Genomic DNA, 23,276 nt, shown 5'->3' with positions numbered 1-23,276 from the left:
ATCAGGCCGGGCGCGTGGTCATCGGCTGCGGCTCGCCGTGCTGCTTGCGCCCTACCCGCTCGTACTCCGATATCACCTGGGCGCCCAGCAGCAGCAAGGCGGCGCCGATCTCAAGGGTCAGCATGACGACGATCGCGGTCGTCATCGATCCATACACGATGTTCACTTGCGACAGCGTCGAGAAGTACCACACCAGCACATGGCGCGCCGCTTCCCACAGCAGTGCCGCGGTCACGGCGCCGACCAGCGCATGCGACAGCGACAGGCGGCCGACCGGCATCACCAGGTAGATCGACGTCAGCACCAGAATCTCGCCGAACAGGCCCAGCAGATACAGCAGCACGCCCGACACGCCGTTCAGCGACCAGTGGTAACCGAGAAAGTTGATCTCTTCCTCGCCCATCACCTGCAAGGTGCCGGCCACCAGCGTCACCAGCATCACGCCGACGCCGAGCGCCAGGATGTAGCAGTAAGGCAAGATGGCCGAGACAAAGAAGTGGCGCCGCCGGATCGCCACGCGGTGGATGAAGATCACGCTCATCGCGTTCTCCAGTACCGTGAACGCGAGCGAACTGAAAAACAGCATCGTCACCAGCAGCACGCCGGTGATCAGGCCGCGCTCGTTGAGGAAGTTCGACACCTCCTGCACGATCGCGCTCGACTGGCCCGGCAGCAGCCACTCGAGGTAGCGGTGCAAGGTCGCCAGCAGCTCGATCGGGTCCATGAAGTGCGACAGCGCCACCACCACCAGCATCAGGAACGGCACGATCGACAGCAGCGCGTAATACGCCACCGCGCCGGCCAGCAGCAGGCCCTGGTTGGCGCGGAAGCCCTTGAGCACCTGGATCGTGAATGCGAGCGGGTGCGCCAGGATGTAGGCGTTGGCGCGCCGGTTGAGGATCTGGATCGGTGCCAGTCGCTTGAAGGTCATCGCGCGAGCCTGATGCCGCTGAACTGCCAGCGCGCCCCGGCCGGGAAGAAGTTGCGGTAGCTGGCGCGCGCGTGCCCGTCGGGCGTGGCGCACGAGGAGCCGCGCAGGACATACTGGTTGATCATGAATTTTCCGTTGTATTCGCCGATGGCGCCGGGTTGTGGCGCAAAGCCGGGGTAAGGTGCGTAGCTGCTGCTGGTCCACTGCCAGCGATGGCCGTACAGCTGGAGCAGGCCGCCGGGGTTGGACGCCGCCACTTCCCACTCCGCTTCGGTGGGCAGGCGCGCCCCGGCCCAGCGCGCGTAGGCGTCGGCTTCGTACAGCGATACGTGCGCCAGCGGCGCGGACAGGTCGAGCGGCTGGGCGCCGTGCAGCGTGAACTCGCGGTCGTCGTCCAGCCAGTACAGCGGACGCTCCAGCTGGCCGGCGCGGACCATGTCCCAGCCCTCCGACAGCCAGAGCGCGGCATCGCGGTAGCCGCCCGCTTCGATGAAGGCGAGATAGTCGCCATTGGTCACCAGCCGGCTGGCCAGTTCGAACGGCGCCACGAACACGCGGTGGCGCGGCAGCTCGTTATCGAAGCAGAAGCCGTCGCCCGCATGGCCGATGTCGGCCAGGCCGCCCTCGAAGGCGCACCATTCCAGCGCTGGCGCCAGCGGCACGGCCGCCGGTACGGTGTCCAGATAGGCCGGGTACAGGGGGTTTTGCGCCAGCAGGTGCTTGACATCGGTGAGGATCAGCTCCTGGTGCTGCTGCTCGTGCTGCAGGCCGAGCGTGACCAGCGCCGCCAGCGCGGCGTCGCCGGCGCGCTGATCGAGCAGGCGCAGCATGCGCGCGTCGACGTCGGCGCGGTAATCGCGCACCGCGTCCATGCCCGGCCGGGTCAGCAGCCCGCGCTGCGCGCGCGGATGCTTGGCGCCGATGCCGTTGTAGTACGAATTGAACAGCACCCGGAAGGCCGCGTGGAACGGCTGGAAATCGGCTTCATGGGGTTCCAGGATGAAGGTCTCGAAGAACCAGGTGGTGTGCGCGAGGTGCCATTTGACCGGGCTGGCGTCGGCCATCGACTGCGCGGTGCAGTCCTCGCTGGAGAGCGGCTCGGCCAGTGCCAGCGACGCCAGGCGGACGTCGGCGAAGCGGCGCCGCAGCAGGTCAGGCGTCAATGGCGCGCGCATGGATGACGGCAAACCACTCGTCGGGATCGGTCCAGCTGTGCAGCGCCTGGAAGCCGGCCTGTTCAAGGAGGCCGATGACCCCGCTCTTGCGGTACTTGTAGCTGTTTTCGGTGTGGATGCACTCGCCGCGCGCGAAGCTGCGCGCAGCGCCCGGCCAGCTGACCTGCATGTCGCGCTGCGCCTCGAGGTGCATCTCGATGCGGCTGTCGTCACGGTTGAAAAAGGCCTTGTGGCGCCAGCCGCGCACGTCGAAGTCGGCGCCCAGCAGCAGGTTGACGTGGCGCAGCACGTTCAGGTTGAAGGCGCCGGTGACGCCGAGCGCGTCGTCGTAGGCATCGGACAGAACTTGTTCATCCTTGATCAGGTCGACCCCGATCAGCAGCCCGCCGTCGCGGTCGCACTGGGCGCGCGCGCGGCGCAGGAAGGCCAGCGCCTGATCCGGCGTGAAGTTGCCGATCGATGAGCCGGGATAGAAGAACAGCCGGCGCGCCGGGCTGACGTCGGCCGGAAGATCGAGGCGGGACGAGAAATCCTGCCCCAGCGCCGTCATCTCGATGTGCGGGAAACGCTGGCGCAGGCTCAGCAGCGATTGCTGCAGGAAATCCCACGAGATGTCGATCGCCACGTACTGGTCCGGGTGCAACAGGGGAAACAGGCTGGCCGCCTTGGCGCAATTGCCGGCGCCCAGGTCGATCAAGGTCGCCCCGGGGCCGATGGCGCGCGCGATATCGGCACCGTATCGGGCGAAGATGGCAGCTTCAGTGCGGGTCGGGTAATATTCGGGCAATTCGCAGATGGCTTCAAACAGCCGCGAGCCGAGCGCGTCATACAGGAACTTCGGCGAAATGACTGCCTCGGCCGCCAGCAAGCCTGTGCTCAGCTCGGCCTGGATGCTTGTCGCGGAAACAGAGCGGCGTGTGTCTGTCTGGCATTGTGTCAGCATGGAATTCACGGTCTGGCCGTTGCGGTTGTGTTGATTTTGTTATCATAGCTGAATATTCATTTTTTTCGCGCTCGCTGGCGTCCTCCACGCGGCGTGTCACTGTCGTCTTTCCTACCTGAAAGCCCTTCATGACCCAACTCTCCACCTTTCGCAGCTTGAAAACCATGCTTGCCGCCGGCTTCGCGATCGCCTTCGCTATCTCGACCGCGCCTGCCGCCGCCCAGGCCGTGGCCGGCACGCTGCGCGTGTCCGCAATCCCGGACGAGGCGCCAACCGAACTGCAGCGCAAGTTCAAGCCGCTCGGCGAGTACCTGTCGAAGGCGACTGGCCTGAAAGTGGTATTCACGCCGGTGACCGACTATGCGGCATCGGTCGAAGGGCTGGTCAACAACAAGCTCGACATGGTCTGGTTCGGCGGCTTCACCTTCGTGCAGGCGCATGCCCGCAGCGGCGGCAAGGTCACCCCGCTGGTGCAGCGCGCCGAAGACGAGAAATTCCGCTCGGTGTTCATCACCGCGTCGAACGACATCAAGCAACTGGCCGACCTGAAAGGCAAGACCTTCAGCTTCGGTTCCGAGTCCTCGACCTCGGGTCACCTGATGCCGCGCTCGTACCTGCTGGCGGCAAAGGTCAATCCCGACACCGACATGAAGCGCATCGCGTTCTCGGGCGCGCATGACGCCACCGTGGCCGCTGTAGCCGGCGGCAAGGTCGATGCGGGCGCGCTGAATATCTCGGTATGGGAAAAGCTGGTCGCCGAACGCAAGGTCGACCCGGCCGCGGTGCGCGTGTTCTACACCACCCCCACCTATTACGATTACAACTGGACGGTCCGCAGCGACATGCCGGCTGAGCTGAAGAAGAAGATCACCGATGCCTTCCTGGCGCTGGACCCGGCGACCGCCGAAGGCAAGGAAATTCTGGCGCTGCAGCGCGCCACCCGGTTCGTGCCGACAAACCCGGCCAACTATGCCACCATCGAAGCGGCCGCGCGCAACGCCGGCCTGCTGAAGTAACAGGCGCGCCATGACCTTCAGGCTGGACAAACTGACAGTGCGGCACCTGGCGCCCGGCGCGCCGGTGGCGCTGCACGAGATCAGCCTGGATGTCGCGCAGGGTGAGCAGCTTGCCATCATCGGGCCTTCCGGCGCCGGCAAGACCACCCTGCTCTCCACGCTCGCCGTCGCGCACCGCCCTGCGCGCGGCGGCTTGTCCGTATTCGACCAGGACCCATGGGCGCTGCCCGAAGACCGCCGCCATGGCCTGCGCGCCAGCCTGTTCCTGGCGCCGCAAACGCCGCCGCTGCCGCCGCGCCAGCGCGTGGTGACCGCCGTGCTGGCCGCGCGCCTGCCGCGCTGGAGCCTGTGGCAGGCGCTGGTCTCGCTGGTGCGCCCGCGCGATCCGGACGCCGCCTTCGACGCGCTCGAGCGCTTCGGCCTCGGCGACAAGCTGTATGCGCGGGTCGACCGGCTGTCCGGCGGCGAACGCCAGCGCTGCGCCCTGGCGCGCCTGCTGCTGTCCGATGCCCAGGCCTTTCTGGTCGACGAACCGCTGTCGGCGCTCGACCCGGCGCTGTCGCAAGTGACCCTGGCCACGCTGCAGCAGGAAGCCACCGCGCGCAACGCGACGCTGGTGTGCAGCCTGCACCAGGTCGACGCTGCGCTGGCCAGCTTCCCGCGCATCGTCGGCCTGCGCGATGGCCGCGTCGTGTTCGACGCGGCCCGCGAACGGGTCACCCCCGAGATGATCGCCGCCCTGTACCGCAACGAGCAGCTCGAAGCGGCCACCCCGCAGCTGCACGAAACGCCGGAACGTCTCGCGGTCGGCGCCTGCTTCTAGAGCGCATGGGGCCAGCGACCACCCGCCATCCAGATCCGGCCTGGCGCTCGCGCGTCGTGGCTACCCTCGCCTGCGTCGCCCTGCTGTGGCCGATGCTGGTGTACTCCGAATTCAAGCCGTGGACCTTGTTCGAGGCGCAAAGCCTGGCCGCCGCGTGGCAGTTCGGCTCGAGCTTCCTGACGCCGGCGCGCGACCCCGAGTTCCTGGCGATGGTGCTGCGCGAAACCTGGCAGACGGTGGCGATCGCCACTGCCGGCCTGACCCTGGCGCTGCTGGCGGCGATTCCGGCCACCCTGGTGGTGACCGAGATCCTGTCGATCTCGCGCCTGGGCACCGGCCGCATGCGGCGCTCGTCGCGCCTGCTGCGCCAGGCCGTGCGCTGGCTGCTGGTACTGCTGCGCAGCGTGCCCGAACTGGTGTGGGCGCTGCTGTTCGTGCGCCTGGTCGGCCTCGGCCCGACCGCCGGGGTGCTGGCGATCGCGCTGACCTACAGCGGCATGCTGGGCAAGGTGTACGCCGAGATTCTCGAATCGGCCGACGCCCGCGCCACCGACGCGCTGCTGGCCGGCGGCGCGGCGCGCCTGCCGGCGCTGTTCTACGGCGCGATTCCCGAATCGGCCTCCGAACTGGTGTCGTACACCGTGTACCGCTGGGAGTGCGCGATCCGCGGCTCGGCGGTGATGGGCTTCGTGGGCGCCGGCGGCCTTGGCCAGCGCATGGATGAATCGATGCGCATGATGGCCGGCGGCGAAGTGGCGACCATGCTGATCGTGTTCGTGCTGCTGGTCGGCTGCGCCGACGTGGTGTCGAAAATGATGCGCAGGAGGCTCGCATGAGGCGCGCGCTGCCGGCCGCGCCGCGGCGCTCGCGGTCGACCATGCTGCTGATGCTCGGCCTGGCCGCGCTGGTGGCGGCCAGCTTCGCCACCTTGCCGCTGGAGTGGGCCGCGCTGTTCTCGGCCGACGCGCTGCGCAGCAGCGGCGAATTCCTGGCCGGCTTCGCGCCGCCCGAAACCGCGCTGCCGTTCCTGCAGAAGACCCTGGCCGCCACCCTCGAGACCTTGTCGATGTCGGCGCTCGGCACCCTGCTCGCAGTCATCGGCGGCATGGCGCTGGCGATGCCGGCCGCCGGCCGCTTCGGCAAGGTGCTGCGGGTGCCGGCGCGCGGCGTGCTCAATGTGCTGCGCTCGATTCCCGAGCTGGTGTGGGCGTCGCTGCTGCTGGTGGCCGCCGGCCTCGGTCCCTTCGCCGGCACGCTGGCGCTGGCGGCGCACACCTCGGGCGTGCTCGGGCGGCTGTTTGCCGACGTGATCGAAAACGCCGAGCCGCATCCCGAACGCAGCCTGCGCGCCAACGGCGCCACCGCCGGCGCGGCCTTCCTGTATTCGACCCTGCCGCAGGCGCTGCCGCAGATGCTGTCGTACACCCTGTACCGCTGGGAGAACAACATCCGCGCCGCGGCCGTGCTGGGCGTGGTCGGCGCCGGCGGCCTTGGCCAGATGCTGAAGTACCACCTGTCGCTGTTCCAGATGGAGCAGGCCGCCACCGTGATCATCGCGATGCTGGTGCTGGTCGCGCTGGTCGATGCGGCCAGCTTCGCGCTGCGCCGCGCCCTCACCCGCTAGGCTTCCATGCTCGAGCTGATCAACATCTGCAAGACCTACAACCAGCGCCCGGTGCTGGCCGCGCTGTCGCACCGGTTCGCGCCCGGCGAATTCGTCGCCATCATGGGCGAATCGGGGGTCGGCAAGTCGACGCTGCTGAACCTGATCGCGGGGCTCGATACGCCCGACAGCGGCGAGGTCGTGGTCGACGGCGCCCCGATCTCGGCGCTCGGCGACGATGCCGCCACCCGGCTGCGGCGCAGCCGCATGGGCTTTGTATTCCAGGCGTTCCACGTGCTGCCGCACCTGACCTTGCAGCAGAACGTGGCGCTGCCGCTGCTGCTCAACGGCCAGGACGCCGGCGCCGCGCTGGCGATGCTCGACAAGGTGGGACTGACAGGGCGCGGCGGCGATTTCCCGCGCCAGCTGTCCGGCGGCGAACTGCAGCGGGTGGCGATTGCCCGCGCGCTGGTGCACCGGCCTGCGCTGGTGCTGGCCGACGAGCCGACCGGCAATCTCGATCCGGAAACGGCGGCAGGCATCCTCGACCTGCTGCGCGCCGAGATCAAGGCCAGCGGCGCCGCCGCGATCATGGTCACCCATTCCCACGCGGCCGCTGAAAAAGCCGACAAGACCTTCGTCCTGTCACGCTCAGGATTGACATTAACGCCACATGGGCGCTAAATAAATCCGGTTCCGGGTTTAATTTGTCAACAATGCTCCGCATATATTCTTAACGTAGTATCATTATTCTGACCCGATCTGCATTTTCCCTGAGCAAAAATCGTAGCGATCGGCAACGTTAAGCGGTAGTCGACAAATCCTGTCAATGTAAAATTGGAGGGGTACGATGAACGTACGGCAGAGAAAACTGGAAATGATCGAGGCGATGAACCGCGCCCGGGCACTGGAACCGTCGAGTTTTGTTCCCAACAAGCTGCTCGACACCTTGATCCAGAAGCTGAACCTCAAGAATGATGCCGAGCTGTGCCGTGTGCTGGAAGTGCAGCCGCCGATCATCAGCAAGATCCGCCATCGCAAGCTGGCCGTCGGCGCGACCATCCTGCTGCGCATGCACGAAAAATCGGACCTGAGCATCAAGGAACTGAAAGACCTGTCGAACGCCTCGATGCACTAGCATCGCGGCGCGAACCGCTGGCGCCAGCCGGTCCGCGCGTCGCGTCAGCTGCTCTTGGGCCGCCCGGTCTTCAGTTGCGGCAGGCTCGCCAGCACGCTTTTGAGCGTCGCCACATCGATCTGGCTGATCAAGGCCACACCCACCCGCAGCAATTCGCTCTTCTTGATTTCGAAGCCGGCCTTCAGGCAGGCCTTCTTCACCAGCGCCAGCACGGCGTATTCTTCTTCCGGCATCGTGAAACTATCGCGCACCAGCTTAGGCTTGCGGGTTTTCTCGCGCTCGCCCGCTGCCGATCCCGCTCCCGCTTTCGGGCTCGCCTTTGGCATGGCCTTGGCCGACGGTTTGGCGGGCGCTTTCGGCGCCTTGGCTACTTTAGGCGCAGGCTTTGGCGTCGCCTCGAGCGGGGCTTTTGGCGCGGCAGCCCTGGCGGCGGCCTTCGCGCCGGTCTTGGCGGCTGGCTTTGCCGCCGCTGCCGGCGGCGCCGCTTTTGCGGCTGGCTTGGCGGCCGCTTTTGGCGCCGCCTTAGCGGCCGGCTTGGCGGCCGGCTTCGCCGCCACCTTGGCAGCAGCTTTGGCCGGCGCCTTTGGCGCGGGCTTCAGCGCAGCCTTGGGCGCGGCCTTGAGCGGCGCCTTGGCGGCCGGCTTTGCCGGCTCCTTCGGCAGCGGGCGCGCGGCGGCCTTGTGCGCTACCGCGGGAATGGCGTCGACCGCATGTCCGTTGGTCTTTTCAGGGGCTGTCTTGCTCATTGGTTCTCCGTCGCTTAATAGTTAAAACAATATATACGATTTATGCGGTTTCCGGAAGGCGGCGGCCGGGCATGGCCGCGCGCGCCCGCCGAGCCGGGCATTTCACCTGTTCAACATACGCCAAAGCGGGCGGCGCGGGGTGTGTGGGATGGCGAGACTTGACATGCATCATTAATTTGAGCACGCGATGTCGATCTTGCGAGACAGTCTGCCGGAAACAGTATTGCTAGATTGGCTTGACCGACAGGTCGATTCCGGCCTCGTCCCACCATTCCTGCTCCTTGTTGATCCAGTAGCTGATGGTGGGATGCTCGTCGAGCAGGTCGCGGCGCGCTTCGATATCGATCCGGTTCTTCATGCGCAGGCGCAGCTGGCCGGGCGCCAGCTCGATGCGCGCGTGCATCAGCAAGATGGCAAAGCGCAGCGCCAGCACCGCCTTGGCGAAGTCGGCGTCGGCCAGCGCCCCGCCCAGCTTGCGCAGGTTGCCCTTCTGGGCCAGGATCAGGCGGCTCATGGTCTTCTGCTCGCCCGCCGTGAAACCCGGCAGGTCGGCGTTTTCAACCATGTAGGCGGCGTGCTTGTGGGCGCCGGTCTGCGACACCACCATGCCCACTTCGTGCATCCACGCGCTCCAGTACAGCAGGCGCACCAGGCTGTCGTCGGCCGGTTTGAGCTGGGCATACAGCATCGCCGCGGCATCGGCCACCCGGGCGGCGCGCTCCTCGTCGACATGGAAACGGGAAGCCAGCATGCGCACCGACTCGTCGCGGCGGTCGCGCTGCGTCGAGCGCAGGTACAGGTCCCACATCACGCCCATGCGCAGGCCCGCTTCCACCGGCACCAGTTCGGCGATGCCCAGTTCGGCCATCAGGCCGATCAGGATCGCCAGCCCGCCGATGATGGTGCCGGCGCGGTCGGCGCGCAGGCCCGGCATGTCGATGCGCGACACGTTGCCGAATTCGATGAAGCGTTTTTTCAGGGCCTCTAGCCCGGCCGGGGTCAGCTTGCCGTCGGCCAGGCCGTTTTTGGCGATGACGTCGGCGATGGTGCGGACGGTGCCCGACGAGCCATAGGCCTGGCCCCAGTGCTGAGGATGGTAGGGCGGCGCGCCATCCTCGAAGTGGCTGCGCGCCGACAGGATGGCCTGCTCGAACGAGCCAGCGTCGATGCGCCCGCCGGCAAAGAACGACAGGCTTTGCTTGACGGTGCCGACGCTGAACGACTCGACGCGCTCGATATCGAGGCCGCGCCCGAGTATCAGCTCGGTGGAGCCGCCGCCGATGTCGACCACCAGGCGGCGCTCCTTGGGCGCGGCCAGCGAACTGGCCACGCCCATGTAGATCAGGCGCCCTTCTTCTTCGCCCGAGATGATCTCGATCGGGTAGCCGATCGCTTTCTCGAGTTCGGGCAGGAAGGCCTGGCCGTTGCGCGCGACCCGCATGGCGGAGGTGGCGACCACCCGTACCGCATCGAAGCGGTAGGCGGCCAGCGCGACCCGGAAGTTGACCAGGCAGGCCAGCGCCGCCTGCTTGGCCGCTTCGGTCAGGTCGCCGTGCGCGTCGAGGCCCGCCGCCAGCCGGATCGGCTCGCGCACGCTCTTCAGGACACGAATGGTTTCACCGTCATGCCGCCCGATCGACAGGCGAAAACTGTTGGAACCCAAATCAACGGCAGCGTACATGCGAGCCTCTGTTTCGCTTATTGTCATCATGGGACCCTGGCCGGAAAAATCGTAACACGATAGCCCGGCTATGTGACGCCCTCATGACGCCCTCACGCGGTTGGCGCAACCCAGGCTTCCGGCGCGACCGGCGTCACCGCCTGCACCACCTTGTTGCGGCCGCCCTGCTTGGCCGCGCGCAGCGCCTCGTCGGCGCGCTGGAACAGGCTGACCGTGGTGTCCTCGGGGCGGATGGTGGTGACGCCGAAGCTGGCCGTCATCTTGATCATTGCGCGCTCGGTCTTGACCGGGGTCGACTCGATCGCGCGGCGGATCCGCTCGGACACCAGCAGCGCGTCCAGCAGGTCGGTACGCGGCAGCAGCAGCGCGAATTCCACCCCGGCCATGCGGCCCAGGATGTCGCTGTCGCGCAGCTGGCGCTTGCAGGTGTCGACCATCGCGCGCAGCACCACGTCGCCGGCCGGGTGGCCGTAGCCGTCGTTGATGCGCTTGAACTGGTCGAGGTCGAGCACGACGACGGCGGTGGGCAGGCCCGGACGGCGCGCCAGCGCCATCCACGGCGCCAGCAGGCCGAAGAAGCCGCGCCGGTTCGGCACGTCGGTCAGCGCGTCGGTGGTCTCGAGCCGCTCGAGCTCCTGCTGCAGCTGCTCGCGCGAGAGCAGCAGGTAGCCGAACGCGGTCAGCAGCATCAGCAGCACGAAGGCCCCCGACGACAGCGCCTGCACCAGCGTGTTGCTGATCCAACCCCAGCCTCCCGGCATGGTCAGCACCAGGATGCCGCGCGCGGCCACCAGCAGCGACAGCAGCGCCAGGGTGACCACCAGGAAGCGGCGCAGCATGCTGCCGCCGCGCCAGCCCAGCGCCAGCGCGGCCGCGCCGAGCAGGTAGAAGCCGCCGAGGATCAGCGAACTGGCGACCACGCGCAGGCCGATCGGGTCGAGCCAGTAACAGGCCAGGAAGGCGGCGATGGACACGCCAAGCAGCGGGTAGGCGAAGCGGCGCCAGCGCGGGCGCCCCGCCACTTCCCACAGGCTGCCCGCTTCCAGCGCGACGCCGGCAAACAGCAGGCCATAGCCGATCGGGATCGAGATCAGGTCGGGGGCGACGCCGCTGCCGCGGAAGTACAGCAGCAACCAGCCGGCCGCCTGGCACTGGCGCGAGATCGCCCAGGTCGACAGCGATGGCGCCTTGGCGCCGCCGAATTCAAAGAAGAACAGTGCCGCGCACAGGGCCAGGTTGCCCAGTGCGAGCACGAACACCATCGTGGTGATATCCATGCCGGGCGCCGGGATCAGATTTCGTGTTCGACGTTGGTGCTGCCGTCGCCGATCTTGCTGGCCCAGGCTTTGACGAAGTAATCGCGTTCGGCGTCGGTCGGCGCCAGGTTCCAGAACACGATCAGCGAACCCTTGTGGTCGTGCAGCTGGGTGAACTTCTCGACGAAGGCGCTGTTGCCGTCCGCGTCGGCCAGCGCCATGACATAGCCGTAGACGCGCGTCAGCCGTTCAATGCGGTCCGGTTCGGTCGAACTGTTGGTCGCGGTAATAGTAGGGTGATCTAAGAACATGGCGTCTCCGGGTGGCTGCAGTGAAGCTTATCAGAAACCAATGCTTATCAACAAGGTATCTTGGCCCGCGCCGACGTGCGCCGGTGTTGCTTTCTTTGGAGTAAATTGAAGTAAATACCCAACAATAATATTTGCGGGTGGCACTCTTTTCGTGACACACTGGCGCACACGATTTCACACCCCGGACGCCCAGCGTTTCGAATTGCAAGCTAGGAACAGGATTTGCCGCATCGCCGCCCGCCATTTTTGTTGACCACCGCTGCGGCCCTGGGTATCGCCAGCCCCCCTGCATCCGCGGCGCTGCCGCTGGTCGCCGCCGGCCTGCCCGACGTCGGCCAGGTCGCGCTGATCGTGCTGGCGTTCGCCGCCGCGCTGGCCGTCGGTGCGGCGCTGGCGATCGGCCTGCTGGCCAAGCGCGCCAGCGGCTTGCAGGCGCTGCTTGACCAGCGCGACGAGGAACTGGCGCGCGCCAACCGCTGCATCGCCGACGACGCCGTGGCGCGTTCGGCCAGCGAACAGCGCATCCACCATATCGCCCAGCACGACGTGCTGACCGGGCTGCCAAGCCGCAGCCTGCTGCAGGACCGCCTTGGCTTGGCCATCAGCGATTCCGAACGCAGCGGCCATCCGCTGTGGGTCATGCTGATCGACCTCGACCGCTTTAAGTACGTCAACGACAGCATGGGCCACAAGGCCGGCGACGTGCTGCTGATGACGATCGCCGCGCGCCTGCGCTCTGCAATCAATGACAATGACACCGTGGCGCGGCTGTCGGGCGACGAATTTGTCGTCATCATGAGCCAGCAAGGCGGCCAGCGCCTGGGCCCGATGCTGGTGCAGCAATTGATGGATTCGGTGGCCCAGCCGGTGTTACTGGGAACCAAGGAATACTCGGTCACCTGCAGCATCGGCGTGGCGGTGTTCCCGAGCGCCGGCGCGCTGGCCGACAGCCTGATCGAGCACGCCGACATCGCGATGTACAGCGCCAAGAAGCTCGGCCGCAACAACTTCCAGTTCTATACGCCGGCGATGAACGACGAGGCGCAGGAACGGGTGCGCATCGAAAGCGCGCTGCGCAAGGCGCTCGAACGCGATGAATTCGTGCTGCACTACCAGCCGCAGGTCGACCTGGCCAGCGGCAAGATCATCGGCATGGAGGCGCTGATCCGCTGGCAGCATCCCGAACTGGGGATGGTGCCGCCGATGCGCTTCATCAGCGTGGCCGAAGACACCGGCCTGATCGTGCCGATCGGCGCCTGGGTAATGCGCACCGCCTGCCTGCAGAACCGCGCCTGGCATGACGCCGGCCTGGGTCCGCTGCGGGTCGCGGTCAACCTGTCGGCGCGCCAGTTCGCCTCCAGCGACCTGCTCGACAATATCAGCGCGGTGCTGGACGAAAGCGGGCTCGACCCGCATTGCCTGGAAATCGAGCTGACCGAGAGCCTGTTCATGAGCGACGTCACCCTCGCCGTCGAGCTGCTGCACAACATGAAGGCGCTCGGCGTGAACCTGTCGATCGACGACTTCGGCACCGGCTACTCGAGCTTGTCGTACCTTTCGCGCTTCCCGATCGATGTGCTGAAGATCGACCGCTCGTTCGTCACCAATATCACGCGCGATGCCAACGACGCCGCGCTGGTCGCCTCGATCATCAACCTGGCGCATAACCTGAAGCTGGCGGTGATCGCCGAAGGCGTCGAAACCGAAGAACAGCTCGACTACCTGCGGCGCCATGGCTGCGACGAAATGCAGGGTTATTACATCAGCCGCCCCCTCCCCGCCGACCAATTTGAACGGTTTTTGCGCCAGCACAATCATGTGGCGGACGACCCGGTTTTGCTCATCGCTGGCACAGACTAAAATAATTCGGGAAAGTCGTTTATTTTAGTTAATTTTGTTGTGGTCACAACGACATCGTTTGCGTACAATCACGCATTGTCACGAATGGCATATGCCAGAGTGCAATCGCGAGCACGACTAAAACGGAACAACATGAGCTCAGAGATGAACAGTAACGGGGCCGGGAACCAGGGCAGCGCGCATATCCGGACAGATTTTCGCACCCGCGACGTGGTTAACCAGGCAGTAGCGGCAATACCCTCGCTGGGGCTTCAGCAGGCGGCAGAGTTTCTGTCGGCGATGAATGTTCCGCCCGAGGTCGCGATACGCGCGCTGGCCTACCCGGCCAAGCGCTAAGCCGGCAGCAGGAAAAAAGACGCCGGGACCGGCTCCTTTGCGGAGCAGGTCCCGGCGTCTTTTTTTGTCGGCGAACGTGTCGCGTCAGCTCGCCTGCGAATCGATGTCGGCCAACGACTCGCGGCCCTTGTCGGTCAGGCTGAAGCCGCCCTCGGCGCGCGCGGCGATATGCGACTTCTTGCCGAGGAACAGCTGGACATCGGCCTCGACCGGCGCAGCCGGATCGGCAGCCAGCGCGCGCAGCGTTTGCACGCAGCGGCGCAGGAACAGCACCTCGTGGCCTTTGTCGGTCAGCTGGACCGGGCCATTGCGCTCGTACTTGATCAGCTTGATGCCCGACAAGCGCTTGGCGTTGCGGCCGACGCAGGCGTTGACCCGGTCGTGCGATGCGCCGCGGCGGATAAATTCCAGTGCGTCGTATTCGTCGGTCGTCAGTTTTTCATTCTTCATTGCAGCAGTTCCAAGTAAGCCAGGCGGCCCACATGGTAACCGCGCAGCCGCCCCGCGGCAAGCCGAAACGCTGCGCCAGCCTAACGCCAGGCCATCAGCGCCAGCACCGCCAGCCCGATCCCGGCGCAGGCGCCCAGCATCAGGGCGGCGCGCCAGCGCGCCGATTCCAGCAGCGACGTGCGTCCGAGGTGAATCTTGTTGTGTAATGAATTGCCCATCATTCTCTCCCTCAGCAGCATCAAACTAACGATAATTCATTATAGAAATCGCCCACCGGCCCGGCATGTGACGGCAAACACAAAAGGCAACATTTATATCCCGAAAGCAACAGTCTTCCGGCGCACCGTACTGCGCGCCCGCCACGCGGCGGCGCTGCTACGATGGCTTTAAATACAACAGGTGCAATGGAGCCAACATGACCGCAACGACACCCCAACACGACCCGCGCATCGCCCCGCCAATGACCGATGAGGCCGACATCGGCAGTGGCGAGAAGCCGCCCGGGCACGCTGAAACCGAGGAAATGATCCGCCAGATTCCGCCGCTGCCGCCCTCGGGCGAAGGCGGCGACCAGGGCGCTGTGCGCAAGGACCCGGACCTCAGGCAGCCTTGATCGGCGGTTCAGGCAAGGTCGGCTCCTCGACCGGCGCGTTGACCGGGGCCGGTACATCGTCCGGCACCGGCACTGGCGCCGGATCCGGCACATCCGGATCAGGGGTTGAATGCGCATAGCGTGCGAAAGTCTTACTCATAGTCTACCTTTCAACAGAAGAAGAATCGTAGCAAAGCCCCAGGTCCGGGGTCTTATCGAAAATCAAGTTTTCACGTACCGGGAAACCTGCATGGTTTTCGGGTATCGTTTCGCCTGACGATGTATATATATTGCAAAGGGAAACCGCATGTGCGGACGCCTCGACCAGAGCCACAGCGCCACCGAATACTTCGCCGCCATGCACTGGCCGCAACAGGCTGCGGCGATCGCCAGCCAGGCCGCACCCAGCTACAACGCCTCGCCCGGCACCTACCGGCCTTTGATGCGCATGATTGACGACCAGCTGGTCATCGACGACTGGTTCTGGGGTTACCGCGCCGCCTGGGCGCTCGGCAAGGTGCCGATCGCGATCAATGCGCGCATCGAGAAAATCTCCAACCGCTACTGGTCGCCGCTGGTGAGGACCGGACGGGCGATCGTCCCGGCCGATGGCTGGTATGAATGGACGGGAGAAAAAGGCAACAAGCAACCCTGGCATATCCACCGCAAGACGCGCGAACCGGTGTTCATGGCGGCCATTGCCGCGCGCGGGCCGTGCAAGGAAAACGCCTGCGAAGCCGGCTTTGTGATCGTCACCGCGGATGCCCAGGGCGGCATGGTCGACGTGCATGACCGGCGCCCGGTCGTGCTGTCGGCGGACGACGCCAAACTCTGGCTCGATCCGGCCCTGTCGGCCGAGGCGGCCGAACAGCTGGTGCGCTCGGTGGCCCTTGGGCCGGATGAGTTCGAGTGGCATGCGGTAAGCCGCGACGTCGGGCGATCGACCAACGAGGGACCGCACCTGGCGGCCCAGCTCGACCTGCCCTTGTGATTAGCTGTGCTTTTGCTTTTGCTTGGCGCCGCCGCCGGCGCCTTCGTCCTGGCCGGCCTTTTCGCGGCTCATGTGGTCATGGCTGCTTTTCTCGGTGTTCACGCCAGCGCGCTTTTTCGCTGCCTCTTCCTCGGACTCATGCGACGATTGCTGGTTCTGGGTACCGGTCGATTTGTTCTGGGTCATGATGCGCTCCTTGTGGTGAGTGGCAAAAATGTCACCTTAGCATGGAAGATCTGAACCGTCGGTACGGCCTTTTCAATCGTGCGCGGGCGGGCGAATCTCGGTATAGTTCAGCAACTTTCAACAACCGGAACCCGCCCGATGACCGACCGCCTTAGCGCCCTGCTCCCTGCCCTGCTGATCTCCAGCGCCGCCGTTGCCGCGCCGATGACCCTGGACGACTACCTCAAGCTGTCGGGCCCGGCGCCGACGGCGCGCATCGCCTACGGCAGCGCGCCATCGCAATTTGCCGAACTATTCAGGCCGCAGGGCAAGGGACCGTTCCCGGTGGTGGTGCTGGTGCACGGCGGATGCTGGACCATCAAGTTCGGCGGCATCGAGCAGATGCGCAACGTGGCCGGCGCGCTGGCGGCCGAAGGGATCGCCGTATGGAACGTCGAATACCGCCGCTCCGATGAACCAGGCGGCGGCTATCCGGGCACTTACCAGGACATCAACGCGGCGCTCGACAAACTGGGCATGGAAGCGGCCAGCTACCAGCTCGACACCAGCCGCATCGTCGCCATGGGGCATTCGGCCGGCGGCCAGCTGGTGCAGTGGATCGCCGGGCGCAGCAAAGTTCCCGCGTCGAGTCCGCTGTTCCATCCAAATCCGCTGCCGGTGCGCGAAATCATCAGCCTGGGCGGCCTGGCCGACCTGCGCGGCGAGAAGGACCTGATCAAGGCCAGCTGCGGGCGCGACACCGCCGAACTGGCCGGCCTGCCCAGCGCCGCCCGGCCCGATGTGTTTGTCGACACCAACGCTGCTGAGCTGATGCCGAACGGCAGCCACACGCTGTTGGTCACGGGCGAGCGCGATACGATTTCGCCGCCGCGCGTGGCGTTCGCGTACGCGTCGCGCGCGCGCGACGCCGGCGACAGCGCCGAGGTGCTGATCCTGCCGGGCGCCAGCCATTACGACGAGGTTGCGGCGACATCGCCCTCATGGCGATTGATCTTGCCATCGATCCGCGCCGCGCTGGGTCTGGCGCCGCTAGCTGGACAATAATGACGCTTGTTGTTGCAACGCAACGAACTTCATGTAATTTCCGCACAGTAACCAAATGAATTGTTCGTTGTTGATGCCAGCGCGCGTACAGTAGGGACGCGCGCTTCCCCTTCCCCGCAGCGCTGTAACACCCGAACAACTCTTCAAGCGCGCCCCCGCCCCACTCCCGCAGCGGCTCTTGAGTTCCATCCCCAACTCGACTCAAGGTCTGCCATGTTGCATACAACTGCGGCTGCGCCCACTGGCGCGCGTGCGCCCGCCGGGCACGACATCGTCACCGAATTTCTCGCCTTTAGCATGGGCGAGGAAGAATACGGACTCGACATCCTGAAAGTGCAGGAAATCCGCGGCTACGAAGCGGTGACGCATATCGCCAACGCGCCCGACTTCTTCAAGGGCGTGATCAACCTGCGCGGCGTGATCGTGCCGGTGGTCGACATGCGCATCATGCTCACGCTCGGCACGCCCACCTACGACGCCTTTACGATCGTCATCGTGCTCAATATCGGCGGCAAGGTCGTCGGCATGGTGGTCGATGGGGTGTCCGACGTGATCTCGCTGTCCCACAACGACATCCGCCCGGCCCCGGAAGTGGGCGGCGCAGTCGATACCGGCTACCTGATTGGCCTGGGCACCCTTGCCGAGCGCATGGTGATCCTGGTCGACATCGACAAGCTGATGGCCAGCCCCGGCGTTGGCATCGCAGGCGTGCTCGCGTCCTGACCTTTTTTCGACTCAATTCCTTCCCGGAGAACGCCATGTTCGATAACCTTAAAGTACAAACCCGCCTGCTGGGCGGCTTCCTGATCGTCGCTCTGCTCGGCGCCATCGTTGCCGCCGTCGGCATCTTCAACATGGGCGCAATGAACGCGCAGGCCGAGAACGCCTATAACAACGACTTGCTGGGCCTGGCGCACTCGAAGGAAGCCAACATCAACCTGATCTACGTCGGGCGCTCGATGCGCAACGTGCTGCTGGCACCAGATCTTGAGGATAAGAAAAGCCACGTCGCCCTGCTGGAAAAGGCGCGCGCCACCATGACCGACGAACTGAACTCCGCGCGCCCGCTCTACGTCACCCCGGCGGGCAAAGCCCTGTTTGCCGAGATCGACCGCGCGATGGCCGACTATAACGAAGGCGTGACCGAGGCGACGACCCGCGCGCAAGCGGCCGCCACGCCGGAGCAGATCGCCGAGGTGGCCGCCTTCATCCAGGGTCCGCTGACCGTCAAATCCCGCGTCGTCGATGACAAGCTGACCGCGCTGGGCGCCCAAAAGGCCGCCGCCGCGCGAGCGTCGAGGGAACAGGCCAGCGCCGTGTATGGCGACAGCCGCGCGCTGATGTTCGGTCTCGCCCTTGGCGGACTGGGCCTGAGCATTGGCCTCGGCGTCTGGATGACGCGCAGCCTGACCCGCCAGCTCGGCGGCGAGCCCGCCTATGCGGCAACTGCGGCCAGCACCATCGCCGCTGGCGACCTGTCGGTCGCGATCGATACCCGCAGCGGCGACACCTCCAGCCTGCTGTACGCGATGGAAACCATGCGCCGCAGCCTGACCGCTATCGTCAGCGACGTGCGCAATGGCACCGACACCATCGCCACCGCCTCCAACCAGATCGCCGCCGGCAACATGGACTTGTCGTCGCGAACCGAAGAGCAAGCCAGCTCGCTGGAAGAAACCGCCTCCTCGATGGAAGAGCTGACCAGCACCGTCAAGCAGAACGCCGACAATGCCCGCCAGGCCAACGCGCTGGCCGGCTCGGCCTCGGCGGTGGCGATCCGCGGCGGCACCGTGGTGTCGGACGTGGTGGTCACGATGGCCGCGATCAACGATTCCTCGCGCAAGATCGTCGACATCATCGGCGTCATCGACGGCATCGCGTTCCAGACCAACATCCTGGCGCTGAATGCCGCGGTGGAAGCGGCGCGGGCTGGCGAGCAGGGCCGCGGTTTCGCGGTCGTCGCCAGCGAGGTGCGCAACCTGGCGCAGCGCTCGGCCGCCGCGGCCAAGGAAATCAAGGAGCTGATCAACGACTCGGTCGAGAAAGTCGACGCCGGCGGCAAGCTGGTCGACCAGGCCGGCGCGACCATGACGGAAATCGTCGCGTCGATCACCCGCGTGACCGACATCATGTCGGAGATCTCGGCGGCCAGCGGCGAGCAGACCGCGGGCATCGAACAGATCAACGAGGCGATCACCCAGATGGACCAGGTAACCCAGCAGAACGCGGCACTGGTCGAGGAAGCGGCGGCGGCAGCGGCATCGCTGCAGGAACAGGCCAGCCAGCTGGCGTCGGTGGTCAGCGTGTTCAAGGTCGGCGGCGCGCAACCGCAGGCGGCCAAGGCTCCGGCGCGCAAGGCAGCGCCGGCCGCCAAGCCGGCTGCCTCGCGTGCGGCGGCGCCAGCGCTGAACGCGCCGGCGGCCCGCCCGCGCGCCCCCGCCAGCAAGCCCGCGGCAGCCCCTCAGCGTGAAGCCGTCGCGGCCGGCGCCGGCGACTGGGAAGAGTTCTAAATGCAGGACTCAGGGTGTAGGTACGGTACCGCACAGACCCTGATGTCCTAGCAGCACTACTCTTGACTCATCGCATCATATTGAGTTCGGGAGTCCCATGAAAAAATTCGCACAACTATCCCTTGCGGTCGCCATCGCGACCGCATTGTCCACCTCTTACGCCGCCCCCGCAGCGCCCGCTCCCGGCCTGACGGTCGAGTCGGTCAACGCGGCCGGCAAGCTGGTCAACCAGGCCAAGCAGCCAGGCGCGGTGATGCTGCGCGCCCAGATCCTGCTTGAGCGCGCGCGGTTCTCGCCGGGCGAAATCGATGCCGCCTACGGCTCCAACATGCGCCGCGCGCTGGCCGGCTACCAGAAGGCCAACGGCTTGCAGCCGAGCGGCATGATCGATACCAAGACCTGGGATGCGCTGAACGCCGATAAGGCCCCGGCCCTGACCGAGTACACGATCACCGAGGCCGACGTCGCCGGTCCTTTCCAGGAAATTCCTGAAGACATGGCCGACAAAGCCAAGCTGCCGGCGCTTGGCTTCGCCAGTGCCGCCGAAGCGTTGGGCGAAAAATTCCACGCCAGTCCGGCGCTGCTGGCGCGCCTCAACCCGGGAAAGGAATTCCGCGCGGGCGAACAGATCACGGTGCCGAATGTCACGGGCATGGCGCCATTGCCGAAGGCAGGCAAGGTCGTGGTCGACAAGACCGACAGCACCCTCAGCCTGTTCGACACCGCCGGCAAACTGATCGCCCAGTACCCGGTCTCGACCGGCACCGACAACGACCCGCTGCCGATCGGCACCTGGAAGGTGAACGGCGTGTCCAAGAATCCCGTCTACCACTACAACCCGAAGCTGTTCTGGGATGCCGAGCCGGGCGAGAAGAAAGCCAAGATCCAGCCGGGCCCGAACAACCCGGTGGGCGTGGCCTGGATCGACCTGTCGAAGGAGCACTACGGCATCCATGGCACGCCGGTTCCTCGCACCATCGGCAAGACCCAGTCGCACGGCTGCATCCGCATGACCAACTGGAGCGTCGCGGCACTGGGCGAATCGGTCGGTGCGGGCACGGTCGTCGAACTGCAAGAATAATAACAACCTGAGGAGTGACGGCAATGAAGTGGATCCTGACATTTATCGGTGGCACCTTGCTTGGCGTGATCGCCCTGTTCATCTACCTGCGCAAGGTGGGCACCGAAGCGCCGCCGCCGGTTGTCGTCCCTCCCGCGGTGACCGCGCCGGCAGCGCCGTTGCCGCCACCGGCCGCAGCCTTGCCGGCCGCGCCAGAGGTGCCGACCGACCTCAATGAAGCGGACCTGCCGATCCGGCCGGCCGCATCGGCAGTGCCGGCCATTGCCAGCGTCGACGGCGTGGGCGCCAGCGCGGCCGTCAAGCTGATGATCCCGGTCGACGGCATCAAGCCGTCCGACATTTCGGACAACTACAACCAGCCGCGCGGCACCGACCGCACGCACGAGGCGCTCGACATCATGGCGCCCAAGGGCACCAAGGTGTTCGCGACGGCCGATGGCAAAGTGGCCAAGCTGTTCAACAGCAAGCAAGGCGGCCTGACGGTCTACCAGTTCGATCCGACCGAGACCTATGCGTACTACTATGCGCACCTGGACCGCTACGCCGATGGCATCAAGGAAGGCGATGTGCTCAAGCGCGGCGACCTGGTCGGCTATGTCGGCGTGACCGGCAATTCCGATCCGAACGGCCCGCACCTGCACTTCGCGGTGTTCGAACTGACGCCGGAAAAGCAATGGTGGAAGGGAACCCCGGTCAACCCTTACCCGCTGATGGGCGACCAGGCTTCCGCAGCCACGGCGACGCCAGCTACGGCTGTTCGCTAACGTCCGGTCCGACATTGATGGCGGCATAGGCGCGCTGCACCGCGGTCGCCTCCTTGCTGTCCATGCCATACAGTTCCTGCGCCGCCGCCAGCATCTTGTTGCGCGCGTCGGCGTAGTTGGTCACCGCGGTGAACTTGGTGGTCAGCGCCTTGAACCAGATGCGGTACGCCTTGTCGTTGCCGATCCCGCTCATGCCGAGCGGCTCCCTGGTCAGGTATTTGCTGTAGTGCTCGCTGGCCTTGTCGGCGTTCGAGCCCTGCGACAGGAAGAAGAACATCCGGTTGTTCGGGCCGCTGCTGTAGTGGACATCGATCCGCTTCAGCGTGCTGCTCCAGGCATCCGGACTGCTGCGATCCTTGCTTGGTTTGAACATCCAGCGCAGCGGCGTGTTGGTCTTGCTGATTTCCGTTCCCAGCATCCAGTCGTTGCCTTGCGCCGGGATCTGCGCGCCGCTGCCGCCCGCGCGCGCATACGCTTCCACCATTTCGCCGGCGATGTCCGAGGCTGATTCGTTCAGCCCGCCCGACTCGGCGAAATACAGCAGGTTCGCGGTGGCGGCGGTGACGCCGTGCCCCATCTCATGGCCCACCACGTCGATCGAGCCAAGGTTGTTGAAGCTCGAACCGTCGCCGATGAACATGCACTTGCAGGTGTCGCTGTAATAGGCATTGTCGTAGGCAGTGTTGACGTGCACGGCGATGTAGGTGGCGTTGTTCTGGCCATCGAGCGATTGCCAGCCCAGCGTGTTCTTCAGCATGTCGTAGGTGTTCATCAAGCCCCACATGGCGTTGACGGCCGCGGTCTGGCCATTCGCGCCGGTGGTGCTGCCGCCCTCGACGAACTGCTTGCCGTCGCCCCAGGTATTGCTCCAGTGCGCGTACAGCTCGCCGGCCGAGGTGCCGTGGTTGGCGTTGGTGACCGCCAGCCCGCCGTGCAGCCCGCCCTTGCCGCGCAGCGGGTCGATCATCTTGTAGGTGTCGCCCTGCTGGGTGGTCGACAGCGGCACCACGCCGTTGTACTGGCTGTTGCCCACGCCGGTCGCCTTGGTTTGCAGCATGCTCCACTGGTTGATGATGCGGCCATCGCGCGCGCTCACCACCGTGTCGTGATAGAACGGCTGGTTGCCGACCACCATGCGGGTGCGCACCAGCCAGGCCAGCTCATACCCTGCCACCACGTCCTCGACGTCAAAGGCATTGAGTTCGGCTTCCGGCTTGCTCAGCGCGGCCGGCACGCGCTCGGTCTTGACGATCGGGTACACGATCAGCTCGGCCGTCGGCGCCACCAGCGGCTTTCCCTTGGGCGCCGTCGACTTCACCGCAAGCGCGATCGCGGCCTGCGAGGCGACCACCGGCTTGACACTGAAATTGGCGGTCACCGCGCCAAGCTTGTTGGCCGGCCCGCGGCCGAGGTACAGGCGGCGGTCGGAGACCGATTCGTTGAGGATCTGCCCGGCCGCATTGACCAGCACCACCGATTCCGAGCCGAACACCCGCACACCCTTGTAGGTGTGGCTGGCGCGCGCCACCGTCGTGCCTTCCACGCCGGGATGCTGGCTGGTGACGACATAGCCGTGGTCGGCGTCGAGTCCCTGCATGCTGCGGTGCGCCGCCAGCTTGGCGACCAGCGACAGCGCCGACTGGGCGTCGATGGCCACCGGGGCGCTCATCATCGCCGGGGCCGCGAATGCCGGGGTCGCGCCACTTACGGCCAGCGCGCAGATCGCGGCCGCCACCTGGGTCATGTTGATTGTCATCTCGCTCTCCAATTGTCAGCTGGCCGCGCACACGCGCTGGGCTCTCTGGCAGTGTGGCGGAGACAGGATCGTCGGATTTGCCC

26 protein-coding genes and 1 pseudogene are annotated in these 23,276 nt (G+C 65.9%); 15 read left to right on the top strand and 12 right to left on the bottom strand.

What is annotated here, in order from left to right:
- Window position 1: 1 nt before the first annotated feature.
- Genes I4X03_RS08255 through egtD form a run of 3 tightly spaced genes read right to left on the bottom strand, consistent with a single transcriptional unit; the run spans window position 2 to window position 3,049 of the window.
- On the bottom strand, window positions 2-931 hold the full coding sequence (locus tag I4X03_RS08255) for a YihY/virulence factor BrkB family protein (protein WP_223467744.1): 930 nt from the start codon (window positions 929-931) through the stop codon (window positions 2-4).
- Window positions 928-2,106, bottom strand: coding sequence for an ergothioneine biosynthesis protein EgtB (gene egtB / locus I4X03_RS08250; RefSeq protein WP_223467743.1), 1,179 nt, complete (start codon window positions 2,104-2,106; stop codon window positions 928-930). The genes I4X03_RS08255 and egtB overlap by 4 nt, the downstream gene beginning before the upstream one ends.
- Complete coding sequence (egtD, locus tag I4X03_RS08245) at window positions 2,084-3,049, bottom strand: L-histidine N(alpha)-methyltransferase (protein ID WP_223467742.1); 966 nt, start codon at window positions 3,047-3,049, stop codon at window positions 2,084-2,086. Before egtD ends, egtB begins: the two co-directional genes overlap by 23 nt.
- Before the next feature lie 164 nt (window positions 3,050-3,213).
- On the opposite strand from egtD, the gene I4X03_RS08240 reads away from it, so the two are divergent.
- The 6 genes from I4X03_RS08240 to I4X03_RS08215 all read left to right on the top strand — a co-directional run bounded on the left by I4X03_RS08240 (window position 3,214) and on the right by I4X03_RS08215 (window position 7,629).
- A complete protein-coding gene (locus I4X03_RS08240) occupies window positions 3,214-4,065 on the top strand; it encodes a putative selenate ABC transporter substrate-binding protein (RefSeq protein ID WP_370660500.1) in 852 nt (283 codons plus the stop codon).
- A 10-nt stretch (window positions 4,066-4,075) separates the two neighbouring features.
- Entirely contained in the window at window positions 4,076-4,888 is an 813-nt protein-coding gene (locus tag I4X03_RS08235; RefSeq protein WP_223467740.1) for a phosphonate ABC transporter ATP-binding protein, read from the top strand.
- A gap of 5 nt (window positions 4,889-4,893) precedes the next feature.
- Window positions 4,894-5,724, top strand: coding sequence for a PhnE/PtxC family ABC transporter permease (locus I4X03_RS08230; protein ID WP_223467739.1), 831 nt, complete (start codon window positions 4,894-4,896; stop codon window positions 5,722-5,724).
- On the top strand, window positions 5,721-6,512 hold the full coding sequence (gene phnE / locus I4X03_RS08225) for a phosphonate ABC transporter, permease protein PhnE (RefSeq protein WP_223467738.1): 792 nt from the start codon (window positions 5,721-5,723) through the stop codon (window positions 6,510-6,512). The genes I4X03_RS08230 and phnE overlap by 4 nt, the downstream gene beginning before the upstream one ends.
- Before the next feature lie 6 nt (window positions 6,513-6,518).
- The gene (locus I4X03_RS08220) at window positions 6,519-7,175 is read left to right on the top strand and encodes an ABC transporter ATP-binding protein (RefSeq protein WP_223467737.1); all 657 of its coding nucleotides are present in this window, start codon (window positions 6,519-6,521) and stop codon (window positions 7,173-7,175) included.
- 166 nt (window positions 7,176-7,341) lie between these two features.
- Window positions 7,342-7,629 (top strand): hypothetical protein, encoded by a 288-nt coding sequence (locus tag I4X03_RS08215; protein ID WP_223467736.1) that lies wholly within the window; start codon window positions 7,342-7,344, stop codon window positions 7,627-7,629.
- A gap of 44 nt (window positions 7,630-7,673) precedes the next feature.
- On the opposite strand, the gene I4X03_RS08210 is transcribed toward I4X03_RS08215, so the two are convergent.
- From I4X03_RS08210 to I4X03_RS08195, 4 genes are all read right to left on the bottom strand, one after another.
- A complete protein-coding gene (locus I4X03_RS08210) occupies window positions 7,674-8,375 on the bottom strand; it encodes a hypothetical protein (RefSeq protein WP_223467735.1) in 702 nt (233 codons plus the stop codon).
- Between the two features lie 226 nt (window positions 8,376-8,601).
- A complete protein-coding gene (locus tag I4X03_RS08205; protein WP_223467734.1) occupies window positions 8,602-10,056 on the bottom strand; it encodes a Ppx/GppA phosphatase family protein in 1,455 nt (484 codons plus the stop codon).
- Between the two features lie 92 nt (window positions 10,057-10,148).
- Window positions 10,149-11,333: a GGDEF domain-containing protein gene (locus I4X03_RS08200; RefSeq protein ID WP_223467733.1), complete on the bottom strand. Its 1,185-nt coding sequence runs from the start codon at window positions 11,331-11,333 to the stop codon at window positions 10,149-10,151.
- A gap of 14 nt (window positions 11,334-11,347) precedes the next feature.
- The gene (locus tag I4X03_RS08195; protein ID WP_223467732.1) at window positions 11,348-11,623 is read right to left on the bottom strand and encodes a hypothetical protein; all 276 of its coding nucleotides are present in this window, start codon (window positions 11,621-11,623) and stop codon (window positions 11,348-11,350) included.
- Window positions 11,624-12,124: 501 nt separating this feature from the next.
- On the opposite strand from I4X03_RS08195, the pseudogene I4X03_RS08190 reads away from it, so the two are divergent.
- Both I4X03_RS08190 and I4X03_RS08185 read left to right on the top strand, forming a co-directional pair.
- Window positions 12,125-13,483, top strand: a pseudogene (locus I4X03_RS08190) (putative bifunctional diguanylate cyclase/phosphodiesterase); the annotation flags it as partial.
- Between the two features lie 132 nt (window positions 13,484-13,615).
- Window positions 13,616-13,819: a hypothetical protein gene (locus I4X03_RS08185; protein WP_223467731.1), complete on the top strand. Its 204-nt coding sequence runs from the start codon at window positions 13,616-13,618 to the stop codon at window positions 13,817-13,819.
- 84 nt (window positions 13,820-13,903) lie between these two features.
- Here I4X03_RS08185 and I4X03_RS08180 read toward each other — a convergent pair whose 3' ends face one another.
- Together I4X03_RS08180 and I4X03_RS08175 are read right to left on the bottom strand one after the other, a co-directional pair.
- Entirely contained in the window at window positions 13,904-14,269 is a 366-nt protein-coding gene (locus I4X03_RS08180) for a helix-turn-helix domain-containing protein (RefSeq protein WP_223467730.1), read from the bottom strand.
- Window positions 14,270-14,349: 80 nt separating this feature from the next.
- Window positions 14,350-14,487, bottom strand: a complete 138-nt coding sequence (locus I4X03_RS08175; RefSeq protein ID WP_223467729.1) for a hypothetical protein — start codon at window positions 14,485-14,487, stop codon at window positions 14,350-14,352.
- A gap of 197 nt (window positions 14,488-14,684) precedes the next feature.
- Between I4X03_RS08175 and I4X03_RS08170 the strand changes: the two genes are divergently transcribed.
- Window positions 14,685-14,882: a hypothetical protein gene (locus tag I4X03_RS08170; protein WP_223467728.1), complete on the top strand. Its 198-nt coding sequence runs from the start codon at window positions 14,685-14,687 to the stop codon at window positions 14,880-14,882.
- Here I4X03_RS08170 and I4X03_RS08165 read toward each other — a convergent pair.
- Window positions 14,869-15,021 (bottom strand): hypothetical protein, encoded by a 153-nt coding sequence (locus I4X03_RS08165; RefSeq protein ID WP_223467727.1) that lies wholly within the window; start codon window positions 15,019-15,021, stop codon window positions 14,869-14,871. The genes I4X03_RS08170 and I4X03_RS08165 overlap by 14 nt on opposite strands.
- 147 nt (window positions 15,022-15,168) lie before the next feature.
- Here I4X03_RS08165 and I4X03_RS08160 point away from each other — a divergent pair, with 147 nt between their 5' ends.
- Window positions 15,169-15,852, top strand: a complete 684-nt coding sequence (locus tag I4X03_RS08160) for an SOS response-associated peptidase family protein (RefSeq protein WP_223467726.1) — start codon at window positions 15,169-15,171, stop codon at window positions 15,850-15,852.
- On the opposite strand, the gene I4X03_RS08155 is transcribed toward I4X03_RS08160, so the two are convergent.
- Window positions 15,853-16,038 (bottom strand): hypothetical protein, encoded by a 186-nt coding sequence (locus I4X03_RS08155; protein WP_223467725.1) that lies wholly within the window; start codon window positions 16,036-16,038, stop codon window positions 15,853-15,855. It lies immediately after the preceding gene.
- A gap of 138 nt (window positions 16,039-16,176) precedes the next feature.
- On the opposite strand from I4X03_RS08155, the gene I4X03_RS08150 reads away from it, so the two are divergent.
- From I4X03_RS08150 to I4X03_RS08125, 5 genes are all read left to right on the top strand, one after another.
- On the top strand, window positions 16,177-17,082 hold the full coding sequence (locus tag I4X03_RS08150; protein WP_223467724.1) for an alpha/beta hydrolase: 906 nt from the start codon (window positions 16,177-16,179) through the stop codon (window positions 17,080-17,082).
- Between the two features lie 213 nt (window positions 17,083-17,295).
- Window positions 17,296-17,805 (top strand): chemotaxis protein CheW, encoded by a 510-nt coding sequence (locus tag I4X03_RS08145; RefSeq protein ID WP_223467723.1) that lies wholly within the window; start codon window positions 17,296-17,298, stop codon window positions 17,803-17,805.
- Between the two features lie 35 nt (window positions 17,806-17,840).
- Window positions 17,841-19,592, top strand: coding sequence for a methyl-accepting chemotaxis protein (locus tag I4X03_RS23190; RefSeq protein WP_307735349.1), 1,752 nt, complete (start codon window positions 17,841-17,843; stop codon window positions 19,590-19,592).
- A 97-nt stretch (window positions 19,593-19,689) separates the two neighbouring features.
- Complete coding sequence (locus I4X03_RS08130) at window positions 19,690-20,673, top strand: L,D-transpeptidase family protein (protein ID WP_223467722.1); 984 nt, start codon at window positions 19,690-19,692, stop codon at window positions 20,671-20,673.
- 23 nt (window positions 20,674-20,696) lie between these two features.
- Window positions 20,697-21,437, top strand: coding sequence for a M23 family metallopeptidase (locus tag I4X03_RS08125; protein WP_223467721.1), 741 nt, complete (start codon window positions 20,697-20,699; stop codon window positions 21,435-21,437).
- Here I4X03_RS08125 and I4X03_RS08120 read toward each other — a convergent pair.
- Window positions 21,421-23,193, bottom strand: a complete 1,773-nt coding sequence (locus I4X03_RS08120) for a M4 family metallopeptidase (RefSeq protein ID WP_223467720.1) — start codon at window positions 23,191-23,193, stop codon at window positions 21,421-21,423. The two genes, I4X03_RS08125 and I4X03_RS08120, sit on opposite strands and share 17 nt — an antisense overlap.
- Window positions 23,194-23,276: the final 83 nt, after the last annotated feature.

Origin of the sequence: Massilia soli, from assembly GCF_016809835.1 — a bacterium.
Lineage (GTDB): Bacteria > Pseudomonadota > Gammaproteobacteria > Burkholderiales > Burkholderiaceae_D > Telluria_A > Telluria_A soli.
Note: the sequence above shows the minus strand (reverse complement) of the source record. Positions and strands in the feature narration are given on the sequence as shown.